18 protein-coding genes are annotated in these 13,862 nt (G+C 62.5%); 8 read left to right on the top strand and 10 right to left on the bottom strand.

Annotation, left to right across the window (positions count from 1 at the left end):
- Positions 1-6: 6 nt before the first annotated feature.
- The 3 genes from BLV45_RS14465 to BLV45_RS14455 all read left to right on the top strand — a co-directional run bounded on the left by BLV45_RS14465 (position 7) and on the right by BLV45_RS14455 (position 1,533).
- Entirely contained in the window at positions 7-555 is a 549-nt protein-coding gene (locus tag BLV45_RS14465; protein ID WP_090534134.1) for a DUF4142 domain-containing protein, read from the top strand.
- Positions 552-896 carry a DUF1488 family protein gene (locus BLV45_RS14460; protein ID WP_090534132.1) on the top strand — a complete coding sequence of 115 codons (345 nt, stop codon included), beginning with the start codon at positions 552-554 and terminating at the stop codon, positions 894-896. The genes BLV45_RS14465 and BLV45_RS14460 overlap by 4 nt, the downstream gene beginning before the upstream one ends.
- A gap of 61 nt (positions 897-957) precedes the next feature.
- Positions 958-1,533: a hypothetical protein gene (locus BLV45_RS14455; RefSeq protein ID WP_090534130.1), complete on the top strand. Its 576-nt coding sequence runs from the start codon at positions 958-960 to the stop codon at positions 1,531-1,533.
- A 282-nt stretch (positions 1,534-1,815) separates the two neighbouring features.
- Here the strand turns inward: BLV45_RS14455 and BLV45_RS14450 are convergent, their stop codons facing one another.
- The gene (locus BLV45_RS14450; RefSeq protein ID WP_090534128.1) at positions 1,816-2,154 is read right to left on the bottom strand and encodes a BON domain-containing protein; all 339 of its coding nucleotides are present in this window, start codon (positions 2,152-2,154) and stop codon (positions 1,816-1,818) included.
- A 508-nt stretch (positions 2,155-2,662) separates the two neighbouring features.
- Between BLV45_RS14450 and BLV45_RS14445 the strand changes: the two genes are divergently transcribed.
- On the top strand, positions 2,663-4,129 hold the full coding sequence (locus BLV45_RS14445; RefSeq protein ID WP_090534126.1) for an RNA polymerase factor sigma-54: 1,467 nt from the start codon (positions 2,663-2,665) through the stop codon (positions 4,127-4,129).
- Positions 4,130-4,383: 254 nt separating this feature from the next.
- The gene (cuyB, locus tag BLV45_RS14440) at positions 4,384-5,106 is read left to right on the top strand and encodes a cysteate racemase (RefSeq protein ID WP_090534124.1); all 723 of its coding nucleotides are present in this window, start codon (positions 4,384-4,386) and stop codon (positions 5,104-5,106) included.
- Between the two features lie 56 nt (positions 5,107-5,162).
- Here cuyB and BLV45_RS14435 read toward each other — a convergent pair whose 3' ends face one another.
- The 3 genes from BLV45_RS14435 to BLV45_RS27095 all read right to left on the bottom strand — a co-directional run bounded on the left by BLV45_RS14435 (position 5,163) and on the right by BLV45_RS27095 (position 6,921).
- Complete coding sequence (locus BLV45_RS14435; protein WP_090534122.1) at positions 5,163-5,540, bottom strand: DUF2917 domain-containing protein; 378 nt, start codon at positions 5,538-5,540, stop codon at positions 5,163-5,165.
- A gap of 264 nt (positions 5,541-5,804) precedes the next feature.
- Positions 5,805-6,479, bottom strand: coding sequence for an HAD family hydrolase (locus BLV45_RS14430; RefSeq protein WP_090534120.1), 675 nt, complete (start codon positions 6,477-6,479; stop codon positions 5,805-5,807).
- Positions 6,480-6,711: 232 nt separating this feature from the next.
- The gene (locus BLV45_RS27095; protein WP_143130430.1) at positions 6,712-6,921 is read right to left on the bottom strand and encodes a hypothetical protein; all 210 of its coding nucleotides are present in this window, start codon (positions 6,919-6,921) and stop codon (positions 6,712-6,714) included.
- Here BLV45_RS27095 and BLV45_RS14425 point away from each other — a divergent pair.
- Complete coding sequence (locus tag BLV45_RS14425; protein WP_090534118.1) at positions 6,909-8,816, top strand: ATP-binding response regulator; 1,908 nt, start codon at positions 6,909-6,911, stop codon at positions 8,814-8,816. The two genes, BLV45_RS27095 and BLV45_RS14425, sit on opposite strands and share 13 nt — an antisense overlap.
- A gap of 30 nt (positions 8,817-8,846) precedes the next feature.
- On the opposite strand, the gene BLV45_RS14420 is transcribed toward BLV45_RS14425, so the two are convergent.
- The 3 genes from BLV45_RS14420 to BLV45_RS14410 all read right to left on the bottom strand — a co-directional run bounded on the left by BLV45_RS14420 (position 8,847) and on the right by BLV45_RS14410 (position 10,242).
- On the bottom strand, positions 8,847-9,146 hold the full coding sequence (locus BLV45_RS14420) for a hypothetical protein (RefSeq protein WP_090534115.1): 300 nt from the start codon (positions 9,144-9,146) through the stop codon (positions 8,847-8,849).
- A 74-nt stretch (positions 9,147-9,220) separates the two neighbouring features.
- A complete protein-coding gene (locus BLV45_RS14415) occupies positions 9,221-10,012 on the bottom strand; it encodes an SDR family NAD(P)-dependent oxidoreductase (protein ID WP_090534113.1) in 792 nt (263 codons plus the stop codon).
- Positions 10,013-10,056: 44 nt separating this feature from the next.
- Entirely contained in the window at positions 10,057-10,242 is a 186-nt protein-coding gene (locus tag BLV45_RS14410; RefSeq protein WP_143130429.1) for a hypothetical protein, read from the bottom strand.
- Between the two features lie 171 nt (positions 10,243-10,413).
- Here BLV45_RS14410 and BLV45_RS14405 point away from each other — a divergent pair, with 171 nt between their 5' ends.
- Together BLV45_RS14405 and BLV45_RS14400 are read left to right on the top strand one after the other, a co-directional pair.
- A complete protein-coding gene (locus BLV45_RS14405; protein WP_090534108.1) occupies positions 10,414-10,725 on the top strand; it encodes a hypothetical protein in 312 nt (103 codons plus the stop codon).
- A gap of 475 nt (positions 10,726-11,200) precedes the next feature.
- Positions 11,201-11,656 (top strand): response regulator, encoded by a 456-nt coding sequence (locus BLV45_RS14400; RefSeq protein ID WP_090534106.1) that lies wholly within the window; start codon positions 11,201-11,203, stop codon positions 11,654-11,656.
- A gap of 318 nt (positions 11,657-11,974) precedes the next feature.
- Here the strand turns inward: BLV45_RS14400 and BLV45_RS14395 are convergent, their stop codons facing one another.
- From BLV45_RS14395 to BLV45_RS14385, 3 genes are all read right to left on the bottom strand, one after another.
- Positions 11,975-12,364 (bottom strand): hypothetical protein, encoded by a 390-nt coding sequence (locus BLV45_RS14395; RefSeq protein WP_090534104.1) that lies wholly within the window; start codon positions 12,362-12,364, stop codon positions 11,975-11,977.
- A gap of 70 nt (positions 12,365-12,434) precedes the next feature.
- Entirely contained in the window at positions 12,435-13,397 is a 963-nt protein-coding gene (locus BLV45_RS14390) for a LysR family transcriptional regulator (protein WP_090534102.1), read from the bottom strand.
- A 58-nt stretch (positions 13,398-13,455) separates the two neighbouring features.
- Positions 13,456-13,845, bottom strand: coding sequence for a hemerythrin domain-containing protein (locus BLV45_RS14385; RefSeq protein WP_090534100.1), 390 nt, complete (start codon positions 13,843-13,845; stop codon positions 13,456-13,458).
- Positions 13,846-13,862: the final 17 nt, after the last annotated feature.

Raw genomic sequence — 13,862 nt, 5'->3', positions numbered from 1 at the left:
AACCGCATGACATTCCAGCATTCAATGCGCGCGATCGCCGTGGCAACCGGAATCGCGTGTACGACACTCGGCGCCGTCCACGCGCAGACGAGCGAACCTGCCGCGGCACAGACGAAACTATCGGCAGCCGATCAGCAGTTCGTGCAGGACGCCTCGCAGGCCGGCGCCACGGAAATCGCCGCCAGCAAGCTGGCGTTGAAAAAATCGAACGATCCGCAGGTCAGGAAATTCGCTTCGCAGATGATCACCGATTACACGAAACTGGCCCGGAATCTCGACGTCATCGCGCAGAAGAAAGGCCTGAAATCGCCGCCTTCGGCGGATTCAGCAGTCATAGGGGAGTTGCAGGGGTTGAAGGGCACTGGCTTCGATCAGGCGTATATCAGCGACGTGGCCGTGGGCGGCCATCAGAAGGCAGTCGAACTGTTCCAGAAGGAAAGCGAAAGCAGCACCGATCCGCAACTGAAGGCGGCCGCCACGAAGGCGTTGCCGGTGATCCGGCACCATCTCGCGATGGCGCAGCAACTGGACAACGCGAAGAAGAGCACATCATGAGTGCGATTCTGTCGAGGGCTGCCTGGGAGGACGCGAACATGACCATCACTTTTTCCGATGACGCGCCGGTCTTCGACGGCGCGAACCTCACGGTGAGCTTCATCGCGGCCGTCGATGGCGAGCCCGTCGTGTGCGTTATCACGGCGGAAGCACTTGAGGACCATTTTGGCGCAGACTCTCCTCTGGAAGACTCGCTTTTGCAGGCATTCCAGCGCGGACGGGCGCGGATCCGCTCCGTGTGCGCCGAGGCGCTCGATCAGAACGGTGGCGAAAGCGTCGTTTTGCACAGCGGGCTTTTCCGGGTCGAAGGAATGGAGCCGGATCGTGGGCTGAAGGTGTAGCACCCTGAGTGACCCGCGACGGCAACTGCGCGCACCATCTGAAAAGATGAAAGGAGGCGTCATGTCACTCATTGTCGCAGGGCGTTTTACGACTTTTCCGGCCGCCGAAGCGGCCGCGCAACGACTCTTCGCGAACGGCTTCGTCGAAGAGGACGTCACGCTGTTTTTCGTGAATCCGCGCGGACAGCACGCGCGCTATCCGGCGGGCAGCGATCAGCATGTCGATCCTGGCGCGCGCGACACACCGAAGGGCGCAGGCAAGGGTGTGACGATCGGGGCCGTCATCGGTGCGATTGTCGGAGCCGGGCTTTTCACGGCGTTTCATGCATCGTTGCCTGTCTCCGTGATCGCTGCCGGCGTGGGAGCGTATATCGGTTCGCTGATCGGCGGCATGTTGCATACGCGCGAAGGCGACCGGCATGGCCACCTGTCGCATCACGAAGAGCGCGATTCAGGCGTGCTGCTGGCGGTACATGTATCGCCGGATACGCAGATGGAGGCGGCGCGCGTACTGCGCGAATGCGGCGGCAGCACGATCGAACGTGCGACGGGCCGCTGGCAGCAGGGTCGTTGGGCCGACTTCGATCCGACACGAACGCCAACGCCGATCAGCGAGCTGAACGAGCGGGGCGCGTGAGCGTGTGGATGTAGCTGCTTCTTGAGCGTAAAGACCTCTGAGAAACGAGAAACGGCCTGGAAATTTTCCAGGCCGTTTTTGCCTGTCTCCCGTCGATAGTCACACGCGTTGCTGCATCGATCAGTCCAGGCCCAAAGGCCGTCTTGAGGACATGCCACGTGCGTCTTCATTGGTTTGACGAAGACGCATCGCCTTGAATACAAAAAGCCGTCCGCATTGCGCGAACGGCTGGCTTCTTTCATCAGGGCCCCGACGCCAGCCGGGGCCCGGCCTGCATGTGGCTTATTCTGCCGCGACCTTCAGGTGGTTCTTGACGCCCTTGACGCCGTCGACCTGATTCGCGACATCTGCAGCCGCGGTCTTGTCTGCCGCCGAGGGCACCGTCCCCGTCAGCCACACGACGCTCTTTTGCGTCTTCACGTGGATGTGAGTCGACTTGACGTTCCTGTTCGCGAGGAGATCCGCCTTGACCTTGGTGGTGATCGTCGTGTCATCGACGTGGGCACCCATCGATTCCGACACGCCGGCCGGCGCCGAGGCGCCCGACTGTGCATTCGCGCTCAGCGCAAATGCGATACATGCGACGCTACCTGCGGTCTTGAGGAACTGGATCGTTTTCATGGATTTCTCCTTTCAGGTGGTTGAAGAGTGTTGCGGTCTTGTTGCCTGTGCGGTCGATCGCGGCCATTGCCGTTGATGACGCGCCTGGGGAAGGGTTGCCGCATAACGGTTCCGTCAGCCCCGTGGTCGACATCGAATGCACTACTGGCATCCGTCCACGGTCTGGAAAACGCAAGCCACGTGCCATGCCCGTGCGATTTCGCGATTTGTCAGGCTACGGGCGTGACTGGCGGGGCGTGCGAGGTGAAATGAGTCGGGCAGCGCGCGTGCTGAAACGGACTTGTCCGCCGGCCCGGATTTTTCCGGCCGCTTGTAAAAATGGCGCGCGTGGCTGCCCCGCAGCCTCTGGAAAGCACTGCTCGTGAATATCAAATCGCTGTAAAAACAGCGCTCTGTGAAACCTGGTACGGCGATTGCTCTGTTCAGACAAACAGCAACTCCCCGAATCCGACGTGCTTCACGGGCTTCGGGCGTTCGAACCAGAATCTTCAAAAGGGATCGCACTACCATGCCGCCTTCGATCGAGCTACGCACACGACAATCGCTTGCGCTGACCCCTCGTCTTCAGCAGTCGGTCAGGCTTTTGCAACTGTCCTCGCTCGAGTTCCAGCAGGAGTTGCGCACGGCACTCGATACCAATCCGTTCCTCGAATACGACGCATCGCAAACGGAAGACGTCGCGCTTGCCCCCGAAAGCACGGACGACGCAGCGCAAGCCCCCGGCGCGCAAGCCGTCGCCGATGCGCCTGCGTCCGGGAGCGCCGATGCGTCGTCGCACGACGAGCCGGCGAATGAGTACAACAACGAGTACAGCAGCGATTCATATGGCCGGGGCTCGTCGCATCACAACGGCGACAGCGAAGGAGGTGACCCCACCGACTGGGCACGCTCACAACCCTCGTTGCACGAACAGCTTCACGATGCGTTGCGTCTCTATCCGCTGAACGATCGTGATCGCGAAGTCGCGCGCCTCATCATCGAGTCGCTCGATGACGACGGTTATCTGCGTCAGGACCTCGCCGATCTTGCCGGTGTGTTCGATGTCGAACCGGCATTGACCGAACACGAACTGCTCGTTGCGCTGCGGCTCGTGCAATCGCTGGACCGGCCGGGCGTCGGCGCACGTTCGCTGTCGGAATGTCTGAAGCTGCAACTCGAATGCATGGATAGCGACACACCAGGTCGCGACGTCGCGATTCAGGTTGTCGAGCATCACCTTGAACGGCTCGCGCGCCGTGAGCAGGCCGAGCTGCAAAAGCAGACGGGCTGCAGCGCGGACGAACTGCGCATTGCATGCGCGCTGGTGCGCAAGCTCGATCCGAAGCCCGGCCACTACTATGGCAACGCGGAAGACAACTACGTCGTGCCGGACGTCATCGTGCGCCAGGTGCGCAACAAGTGGGCCGTGACGATCAATCCGGCCGTGATGCCGCGCGCGCGGATTCATCGCAGGTACGCGGAGCTCTTCGCGCAATCGGCCGGCTCGAGCCGCTCGCCGCTCGCGCAGCAGTTGCAGGAAGCGCGCTGGCTGATCCGCAACGCGCAGCAGCGTTTCGACACGATCCGGCGCGTGGCCGAGTGCATCGTGACCCATCAGCGCGCGTTCTTTCAGTACGGCGAGATAGCGCTCAAGCCGCTCGTCCTGCGCGACATCGCCGATGAACTCGAGTTGCACGAATCGACGATTTCCCGCGCGACGGGTAACAAATATATGGCCACGCCGCGGGGCATTTTCGAGTTCAGGCACTTCTTCCCGCGCGAACTGGGCACGGAAAGCGGCGGGACCTGTTCGGCTGCGGCTGTGCGCGCGCTGCTCAAGGAAATGATCGCCGCGGAAAATGCGCGTGATCCGCTTTCGGACGTCTCGCTCGCGAGAATGCTGGCCGACCAGGGCGTGCTCGTCGCGCGCCGGACCGTGGCGAAATACCGGCATCTGATGAAGGTGCCGCCCGCGGAATTGCGTCGACAGATGTGAGGGTGCTGCAGGGCCTCGCATAAGGCTTCACGTAAGGTCTCGCTGCACGCCAGAAAGGTCTCTTCGCGAGACTTTTTTTTCGTGGACCGCGCCGCCTCATGGTTTAGCCGGGCCCGGGTTTCCTCGGTGCCCAGCCGGCTGTGTTAAACCGGCGAATCTGCGTTATGCTGCGCACGCCTGTCACTTTGTGCGGGCGATGCCGCGGCTAGTCCAGCATCCGGGCCGCGTCCGTTGAAGTCACTGGAGGCCCGGAGATGGCACTCATCGGAGTTCTCGGCGGGATGGGCCCGCTTGCAACGGTCGACTTCATGGAAAAGGTCGTGCGCCTGACGCGCGCCACCCGCGACCAGGAGCATCTGCCGCTGCTGGTCGCAAGCCTTCCGCACATCCCCGACCGTTCGCGGGCGATTCTCGACGGCGGCGAAGATCCGCTGCCCGCCATGCTCTCGGGTATCGATCTACTCAACCGCAATGAAGTGGGTGTGATCGCGATTCCGTGTAATGCCGCGCATCACTGGTATGCGCAACTGCAGGCGCGCAGCGCCGCGCCGATCCTGCATATCGGCGAAGCCTGCATCAACGCGATTCAGGATTCCGTTCAGCGCGTCGCCATCCTGGGCACAAGCGGCCTGATCGCGGCGGGCTTCTATCAGGAAGCGCTCACCGCTCGCGGAATCACACCGGTTGTTCCAGACGAAGTCACGCAGGCGCGCCTCGACGCGAGCGTCAGGGCCGCCAAGGCCAACGACATCGATGAAGCCACGGTCCAGCTTTCCGCCGCGCTGGCGATCCTGATTGCGCAAGGCATACGCGCAGGCGTGATGGCCTGCACGGAAATTCCGCTGGCCGCGCGCAATCTGTCCACACCGACGATCACGCTGATCGACAGCACGCTCGAACTCGCGCGTGCCACCGTTGCGTTCGCGGTGGCACGCGGCTGGAATTCGCCCTCGCCGGTTGCGCTGGATCGCATTTGAGCAGTGCGCAACATGCGGGTGAACGCCGCGCCCGAGGCGCATCCTGGCGTGCTTCGTCACCAGAGCGCGAACACCGGTTGCCATGCCCACTTCCAGCGGATGCGCGGGCGCCGGGCGAGATGCATCGTCAGCGTCACGTCGGCGTCGGGCCGCGCGCCGGTCGTTGCGTGTGCATCGAAATCGCCGGTCACCCACACGCGCTCGCCGCGCGACAGACGCAGGGTCTCGCCGGGCTTCAGCCAGTAGTCCCATGTGTCGCCGGCACGCGTCACCCACAGCCGTGCGCCCGCCGAAGACACCACCGCGTCGTGGTGAATCTTCACTGTCACCGTCTCGCCCGCCGCGACTGCAAACTGAACCACGTAGCGGCGTTGCTCCTGCACATCGTCTGTGCCACGCGACAGGGCGCGGCGCTGCTGACTGCTCTCGTCCATCATCGTCTCCGTCTGAATGCCGGCACAACGGGGACGTACACAATGAAAAAGGCCCCGTCGCTTCCGGCGGGGCCTTGGGGATTCTGCGTGTATCGATGAATCTAGCGCACGCGTCCTGACCAAAACCCGCCGATGATGGCGTGAATTGGGTGATTAATCGCGTTGGCGATACACAGGAGCTTGGGCATGTCGCTGAGTGTCTTAGGCGGCGAATATCCTGTCAAGAAATTATTGAGACGATATGACACACGCGTTGCATACACATCACGGACGCGCGGCGACTTCATCCAGATGCAGCAGCAGATCGTGCGGATCTTCGTAGACGCGCAGCGCACCCGAGCGTTCGAGTTCGTCGAGCCCATAGCCACCCGACAGCAGGCCGACGCCCAGCGCGCGACAGCGACGCGCGGCGAGCATGTCCCAGATGCTGTCGCCGACCACGACGGACTGTTCGACCGGCACGCCAAGGCGCGCGGCTGCCGCGATGAACAGATCGGGATCGGGCTTCGCGTACTTGACGTCGTCGCGCGTGACGACCACTTCCTTTGACGGATCGACGCCCAGCGCCTCGAGATTGACGGCCGCTGTTTCCATGCGGCCGCTGGTGGCGATGGCCCAGCGCGTGCCGGTCTGCGTCAGCGTTGCGAGCAGTTCGCGTGCGCCTGGCAGCGGGCAGACCTGCGCGCGCAGCCGCTTGTACGCTTCTGCATGTGTGCGACGCAGGCGGTCGACGCGTTCCTGGCTGATGTCGCCGCCGGTTTCGCGCAGCAACTGGTTGGTGAAGAGGCCACCGCTCATGCCGATCTTGCGATGGATGCGCCACACCGACAGCTCGATGCCTTCGGTGTCGAGCGCTTCTTTCCATGCAAGGACATGCTGATACACGCTGTCGACGAGTGTGCCGTCGAGGTCGAACAGGAAGGCCGTTTCCATTCGCATGGGGCGTCTCCAGGGCGGGTGGGAAATGCTTCGAATGGCTTCGAACGATGTGCATGCGCAGCACGTCGCTTGAAGCGCGGTCCAGTATCGAACGGATCATGCGGCACCGCAAGGTGTGAAAAGCGCGCGTGGAAGTTTTACCGGCGACGGGTAAAAGAAACGTGCCGGTGCCGGAACACGACCCGCCACGGCGCTGTTTTACCTGCGCGTGAGCGCGGGAGTGTCTTGTCTATCAATACGTCCAGCAAAAGGGCACATTTTTTGCTGACTGTTTGACCTGGACTTTTTCCGCGATACCTTTCATCAAGCGGTTTTCTTCGTTTTCCTCGCATGTACTAAAAGCATCGGCAGCCTGGGCAGCTTTAACCGGCTGCAGGGTCACCCTGACACAATCGCCTGCGACCGCCTTGTCGACCCGCAGGAGGACAAATGAGCGATCCACGTTCGAGCCTCATCCTCAATGTCGACGACAACGAAGGCGCGCGTTACGAGAAAACGCGCATCCTGCGGCGCGCGGGTTTTACCGTGCTCGAAGCGGCGACGGGTCACGAGGCGCTCCACAAGGTGCGCAACGCGTCTCCCGAACTCGTGCTGCTCGACGTGAAACTGCCTGACATCAACGGGCTCGAAGTGTGCCGGCGCATCAAGACCGACCCCGAAACGGCGTCGACGCTCGTGCTGCAGACCTCGGCCGCGGCCGTCCACACCATGGACAAGGTGCGCGCGCTCGATGGCGGTGCCGACAGCTATCTGACGGAACCGATCGAGCCACCCGAACTGATTGCGAACGTGCGCGCGCTGCTGCGCGTCAGGCACGCGGAAAATGCGCTGCGCGAAAGCGAGGAGCGCTTTCGCCAGATGGCGGAAAACATCGAAGACGTTTTCTGGATGCTCGATCCGATGACCGACGAACTGCTCTATGTGAGCCCGTCGTATCACCGTGTGTGGGGCCGCGACGCGGTGATGCCCAGAGTGGGCGCGAAACACTGGTCCGACGACGTGCATCTGGACGACGCAGTGCGCATCGCGGCCGCGTACCGCGCGCTTCTCGCCGAAGGCACGTTCGAGGAGGAGTACCGCATCGTGCGTCCCGATGGCGCCGTGTGCTGGGTGAGCGAACGGGGTTTTCCGGTGCGCGACGCGCATGGCCGTATCTATCGTCTTGCGGGCATTGCCAGCGACATCTCGGAGCGCAAGCGCAGCGAGCTGCTGTTGCGCGACGCCGATCAGCGCAAGGACCAGTTCCTCGCGATGCTTGCGCACGAACTGCGCAATCCGCTCGCGCCGATCCGCAACGCGATCGAACTGATGCAGGCCGACCGTCTGCATTCCGCGAAAATATTCGACGGCGCGCGCGCCATCATCTCGCGTCAGGTGAATCATCTGAGCCGGCTTGTCGACGACCTGCTCGACGTGTCGCGCATTACGCAGGGCAAGATCACGCTCAGGCGCGAACCCGTCGAAATGACGGCAGCGGTTGCGGCGGCGCTCGAAACGGTGCAGCCCGCGATCGCGAAGAAGCAGCATGACATGTCGATCCATCTGCCGGATGAACCGCTTTATGTGTCCGGCGACGCGATGCGGATCTCGCAGGTGATCGCCAATCTGATATCGAATGCGTGCAAGTACACGCCGGAGCACGGGACACTTTCCGTCACGGTGACGCGTGCGGACGGGAACGTGAAGATCGTCGTCAAGGACAACGGCGTTGGCATTCTGCCGGACATGCTCGCGCGTGTGTTCGAGCTGTTCGTGCAATCCGAAAGCTCGCTTGAGCGCTCCGAAGGCGGCCTCGGCATCGGTCTGCCGCTCGCGCGAACGCTGGTCGACCTGCATGGCGGCACCATCGAAGCGTTTTCCGCGGGTCCGGGCGAAGGCAGTGAATTCGTCGTGATGTTGCCGCTGCTGCCCGCCGATCAGGTACCCGTGGCTTCCGCGCCCGCCGGGACCGGTGAGACGCCGCATGCGTGTCGCCTGCTGCTGGTCGATGACAGCCTCGATGCCGCGGAGGCGTTGTCGCTGTTGCTCGAAACGCTTGGGCACGACGTGCGGACCGCCAACGATCCATGGACCGCGCTCGAACTCGCCGATTCGTTCGACCCGCAGGTGATCATTCTCGATATCGGGTTACCGGGCATGGACGGCTTCGAGCTTGCCCGCGCGATGCGCGGCAAGCCTCGCACGGCGGGCGCGCTGCTGATCGCGTTGACGGGTTACGGCCAGGCGCGTGACCGTCAGCTCTCACGCGAGGCCGGTTTCGATCATCACTTCGTGAAGCCCGTGTCGGTCGATGAAATCCAGACAGCGATCGAGCGCGCGGCGCCCGGCAGCACTTAGAAGTGCCTGAGCGGCCACCGCGTTCCCGCTTCACACGATGATCGACAGCGCGATGGCGAACCACACGGCCGCCATGCCCGCGATGAACATCTTGCGCGCGACGCGTATTTTCACGTCGCTGGTATCGGGTTCCACCGGGCTCGTCGCCATCCAGGGAACGAGGCCAAGGCACGCGAAACCCGCCAGCGCGAAGCCGACCACGAAGACGTGCGAAACCGCCCAGCGCGAGTCCTCGTGGACGCCCCAGTAACCCAGAAACACAATGCCGATGGAGAACACCGTCGAGGCCGCTGAACTGAGCGCCACGACCGATCCGGTTGGGCTTGGCATGCGCTACCTCCTTCGTCGGGTCACCCCGGTCGAGCGATTCTACGTCACGGGCTGCTTCGCGATTTGCACCGTATTCACACCGTTTTCAGCATGCCGCCGTCGACGAAATACGTCGCCCCGACGCTATAGCTCGCGCGTTCGGAGCATAAAAACACGATGAAATCGGCGAGTTCCGCAGGCGTTGCAAAGCGGCCGATCGGAGCGTGTTCGTCGGCGACCTGTTGCAGGTGCGCCTCCCAGTCTCCGCCCGAAGACTGCGTGAGCGCCTTCGCGGTCTTGATCCAGTCGGGCGTTAGCACGAGCCCGGGGTTGATCGTGTTGACACGGATGTTGTCTTTCACGAGCTCGTTGGCGAGGTTCTTCGAGAACATCATCAACGCGGCTTTCGTGACGTTGTAGATCGGCTCGTAGCCGAGCGGCTGCACCGCGCAGATCGACGCGTTGTGCAGGATCGCGCCGCCGCCGCGTGCTTTCATCGAGGGCACGAGACCGCGTGCGAGGCGCACGGCAGCCATGACATGCAGATCCCAGTACGACTGCCATTTGTCGTCGGGCGCGTTCATGATCGTTTCGTTGCTGCCCGTGCCCGCGTTGTTAAAGAGAATGTCGGCGCCGCCGAACCTGTGAACCGTTGCATCGACGAGGTGCGCGACACCTTCGGCGGTCGCGACATCGCAGGCGACGGCGATGGCCTCGACACCGTGGCTCGCGGTGATCTGCGCGACGGCGGCATCGAGTCGGTCCTGCTGCCGCGCGGCCAGCACGAGATTCACGCCTTCGGCCGCGAATCCTTCCGCTACCGCGAGCCCAATGCCGACGCTCGCACCCGTCAGTACCGCCACCTTGCCGCGCAGATTCAGATCCATGAAGTGTCCTGGAGATGTGCCTGCCCGCATGAGGGCAGACGGGGCTAATAGAACGCGCGGGCGAACGTCGCCCAGCGGATGGTGTTGCGATTCTGCGCGCATTCGCTGCAAAACGGTGCGGCCCGTCGAGCGCATTGCCAGTCGCGCTGAACGAAATCGGGAACGCTGATCGCGTCCTGGATGAAGAACACCGGTATGGCGTTGCCGGCGTGGCCGCGCATCCCGTTCATCATGGCTTTCGGCGCGTCATGGCTGGGGCGGGCGAAATTGCCGCTGTTGCATCAACCCATCAGATTGTGATGTAACGTTTGCGCGCCGGCCTGTATGAATGTACAGTATTGCGAGCATATAGCCGGCACCGCCTTCGTCAGGGCGCGGCCGGACCTCGATGGAGACCTTTCTTGCGCACATTCATCTTGCCGGTAGCGTTGTTGAGCATCGCCTCGAGCGCGTATGCAGGGGAGCGGTACGTCGAGGTCTGGAATCCGCCGGAAGCGCAGACCGCGCCCGCCAAACCCGGCGCGCGGAAAAAGACCGGCCACCGGTCAGCGGCCAGAAAGCCGTCGTCTACCATCGCGAAGAAAGTCACCGATCCGGCCGCGAGCAACGCGGGCGCGGTAACCGCGGCACCGCACGTGAAGGTTCGTCCGCTCGATCCGAACACGGATATTCCACGCAAGATCGGACCAGACGGGCACGTGCTGCGCGTCTGATTTCCACCGGGTTTCAGGATTGCAAAACCCGCGGGATTCATGGATTTCATTGGGTCGGATAAATCGCTCGCTCGCAGCAGGCGTTCACTCGCGGGCATATGCCTGTCATGCTGCAACGGCCTCGCACTCACCCGATGAAGGGTTTTTCCTGAGGCGCTTTCACGCATATTTCGCCGCGTGCTGAAGAGCGGTTGAATTCCCCCGCGCCGCCTTGCCTGACAGGGCTCACGTCACGTGTTGCCGTTTCGGATCATGCCGGCAAGCACCGAGCGCGTATCGGGTTCTCCCGATGTGGATCAATGTTCACCCCGGTTGTGTTCCTCCTTTTGACGTCTTACGCTGGTTCGCAGCCTTGGAGCGTCGGCAATATCCAGCAAGGCAGACCGGTAAGCGTATGGAGTGCGATCGGGTGCGCATCTTGCACCTCTTGCGCACGCGGCGTCAGTGCATTTTTTGACGCGGAGGGGAGAAGAGAATGATCAATCCGGTCGACAGCGACGGAGACGACGTGGTGTTGTGGCGATCGTTCACGCGGGCGATGGCCGATCATCGCCGCGTGCTTGTCGTCGACGACTATCGCGACGCCGCGGATGCCCTGCAGATGCTGCTCGATGCCGATGGTTTCGAGTGCCGCGCGGTTCACGATCCGCTCGATGTCTGCACGATCGCGGGAGAATGGCAGCCATTCGCGGTGGTGCTCGACATCGCGATGCCCGGGCTCGATGGTCTCGAACTGGCACGCAGGCTGCGCGGCAACCCGCTCACTTCGCACATGCTGCTGATCGCGTGTACCGCGTTTGCATCGACCGAAGACAAGGCACGTGCCCGTGCCGCGGGGTTCGACGCGCATTGTGCAAAGCCGCTCTCACCCGAGCGCATCATTCGCGTTCTTGAAACGGCGGCATCGAGCGTTTTACCGGACAGCCTCTGATTGTTTTCACTCCGCTTTTTTTCACTTCGCTGCGCATCGCGGGAAAGATTTGCGATCGCGTTGTAATTCTCCCAGGTAGTTTTTTCATACGCGACGCCGGCGTGTCTCGTTACGGATTTGACCGGCCACGGGCGTCCATCGGCTGTACACGCTTCCCGTGCGGCGTCCACAGCCGCGCCCACTGAAAAGCGGTGCAGGAAGGCACGCCCCTTGCTGTATTTCATGCGTGCTTCAGTTCTTAAGGAAGCAGAAGGTTCGCCGACCGTTCCAGTCTGTCCGGTCACGACACTGTTGCGCTCCCAACGAATTCAGGAGAATTCACATGAAACCGACCCTGAGAAATGTTCTGATTGCGGCATCGCTTGTCGTGTTTGCAGCAGGTACGAGCGGCTGCAAGCGTGCCGACACCACCAGCGGCGATACCGGCAGCACCGGCATGAGCAATTCCGCCAGCGCGCCCGCGGCAGCAGGCGTAGTGGGCGCATCCGGCGTATCGGGCGCAAGCCAGTAATGCATCGCATCCGGCGCGCCACTCGCCATCGGGCCCGTCCAGGCTTCGGCCACGCGCGCGATTTCGCGCAGACTGGCAGGGCAGGTTTCGCGCTGCATCAGGTGAAGCCCGTCGAACTCAAGAAATTCGAGGCGCTGCTGCTGCACGCGCAGAACCGGTAAGCGCGGTGTCGCCGCGCGTGACTGAAACCGTGCCATGAAACAGGCAAAAAAAGACGCCGGCTCCAGACAATGGAGGCCGGCTAACGGAGTGACAAAAAGGTAAAAATCAGGCGCGCAACGCAGTCACGGTTGCGACCCTGGAGGCTTCGGCCAGCACGGATTCCTCGCGTCGCGTGGCTCCTTCAAAATGAACCTTCAGATGATCGAGCCACGTGCGCACCTTCGCGTCGAGAAACTGACGCGACGGAAAGAGCGCATACAGCGTGAGCGGCTGCAAGCGATAGCGCGGCAACACGCGCACGAGACGTCCGGCACTGATCGCCTCAACCGCCACATGCAGCGGCAGCGCGCCGATCCCCATGCCGAGTTCGAGCGCCGAAGCGACCGATTCGAGCGTGTTCACGCAGAACGCCGGTTTCATCGTCACCGTCACGGATGTTTCGTTTGCGTCGATGAGCGCGAGATCGACGGATTCCGTGAACGCCGGCGCGAAGCTCACGAACGGATGGGCTTCGAGATCGAACGGCATCTCGACGCTTCTGTCGTGTCGCAGATAACCTGGTGCCGCGCACAACACGCTGTACGTCTCGCGCAGATTCACGCCGATAAACGACGAGTCGCGCAACGCGGGCATCGCGACGATCGCGGTGTCGAACCCGTCTTCGAGCAGGTCCATGTTTTCGTCGGATAACGACAGCGCAACATGAACGTGCGGATACTGCTGCTGGTATTGCCCGATCGCCGGCACCAGATAATGCCGGCCAATCGCGGGTGACGCATGGACGTGCAGCCGGCCGGCAGGCTGAAGATGCACCGCGCGCGCCTCGGCCTCGGCTTCGTCGATTGAAGCGAGGATCGCGCGGCAACGGCCCAGATAGCGCTTGCCCGCCTGGGTCAGCGCGATCTGGCGCGTCGTGCGATGCAGCAGACGCGTCTCCAGGTGCTGCTCCAGCTCGGTGACGAGCCGTGAAGCAACACCGATACTCATCGTCAGTGAACGTGCGGCGGACGTGAAGCTCAGGTCCTCCGCGACGCGCACGAACAGTCGCATGTTCCGGTATAGATCCATCGAGGGTTGCCTCGGAAAACGTGCGGGAGTAACAGCGCTCCCGCACGGCTGCTGCCTGCTACTTCTCGCAGTAATTCGCGAACGCGGGATAAAGACGCACTTCCTCGCGGGTCATGCGCTGGCGGAGCTGGGAAACGGTGCGTCCCAGATGCCGTGCGTAATCGAGGCCGGATCCGCCGCTCGCATAGGCGTCGAAGAATCCGTTCACGTCGGCGGTGATGTTCTGCATCTCCGCCGAATACGTCGCGCCGAGTTCGCGTGTCTCCTCATGTCGCTGCATGACGGGGTACAGCTGGGTATCTTCCCGTTTCAGATGCGCCTGTACGAGTGTACGGGCCTGAACCAGTTTCTTTTTGCCTTCCTCGCTGGAAATGCCCAGCTTCTGGCATTCATCCAATGCCTTGAAGATGGCTTCGTGATCGTGCCGCAGGGTGTCGGTGAAAGACATGTTTCGTTACCGTGGTG

It is taken from the genome of Paraburkholderia sartisoli (assembly GCF_900107685.1).
In the GTDB taxonomy this organism is placed as follows: Bacteria; Pseudomonadota; Gammaproteobacteria; order Burkholderiales; family Burkholderiaceae; genus Paraburkholderia; species Paraburkholderia sartisoli.
This window is presented reverse-complemented; position numbering and strand designations above follow the sequence as displayed.

What these genes read in the sequence shown, in the direction of transcription:
- BLV45_RS14465 (WP_090534134.1), top strand. Translation starts at nt 7, where the DNA reads ATGACATTCCAGCATTCAATGCGCGCGATCGCCGTGGCAACCGGAATC.
- BLV45_RS14460 (WP_090534132.1), top strand. Translation starts at nt 552, where the DNA reads ATGAGTGCGATTCTGTCGAGGGCTGCCTGGGAGGACGCGAACATGACC.
- BLV45_RS14455 (WP_090534130.1), top strand. Translation starts at nt 958, where the DNA reads ATGTCACTCATTGTCGCAGGGCGTTTTACGACTTTTCCGGCCGCCGAA.
- BLV45_RS14450 (WP_090534128.1), bottom strand. Translation starts at nt 2,154, where the DNA reads ATGAAAACGATCCAGTTCCTCAAGACCGCAGGTAGCGTCGCATGTATC.
- BLV45_RS14445 (WP_090534126.1), top strand. Translation starts at nt 2,663, where the DNA reads ATGCCGCCTTCGATCGAGCTACGCACACGACAATCGCTTGCGCTGACC.
- cuyB (WP_090534124.1), top strand. Translation starts at nt 4,384, where the DNA reads ATGGCACTCATCGGAGTTCTCGGCGGGATGGGCCCGCTTGCAACGGTC.
- BLV45_RS14435 (WP_090534122.1), bottom strand. Translation starts at nt 5,540, where the DNA reads ATGGACGAGAGCAGTCAGCAGCGCCGCGCCCTGTCGCGTGGCACAGAC.
- BLV45_RS14430 (WP_090534120.1), bottom strand. Translation starts at nt 6,479, where the DNA reads ATGCGAATGGAAACGGCCTTCCTGTTCGACCTCGACGGCACACTCGTC.
- BLV45_RS14425 (WP_090534118.1), top strand. Translation starts at nt 6,909, where the DNA reads ATGAGCGATCCACGTTCGAGCCTCATCCTCAATGTCGACGACAACGAA.
- BLV45_RS14420 (WP_090534115.1), bottom strand. Translation starts at nt 9,146, where the DNA reads ATGCCAAGCCCAACCGGATCGGTCGTGGCGCTCAGTTCAGCGGCCTCG.
- BLV45_RS14415 (WP_090534113.1), bottom strand. Translation starts at nt 10,012, where the DNA reads ATGGATCTGAATCTGCGCGGCAAGGTGGCGGTACTGACGGGTGCGAGC.
- BLV45_RS14410 (WP_143130429.1), bottom strand. Translation starts at nt 10,242, where the DNA reads ATGAACGGGATGCGCGGCCACGCCGGCAACGCCATACCGGTGTTCTTC.
- BLV45_RS14400 (WP_090534106.1), top strand. Translation starts at nt 11,201, where the DNA reads ATGATCAATCCGGTCGACAGCGACGGAGACGACGTGGTGTTGTGGCGA.
- BLV45_RS14395 (WP_090534104.1), bottom strand. Translation starts at nt 12,364, where the DNA reads ATGGCACGGTTTCAGTCACGCGCGGCGACACCGCGCTTACCGGTTCTG.
- BLV45_RS14390 (WP_090534102.1), bottom strand. Translation starts at nt 13,397, where the DNA reads ATGGATCTATACCGGAACATGCGACTGTTCGTGCGCGTCGCGGAGGAC.
- BLV45_RS14385 (WP_090534100.1), bottom strand. Translation starts at nt 13,845, where the DNA reads ATGTCTTTCACCGACACCCTGCGGCACGATCACGAAGCCATCTTCAAG.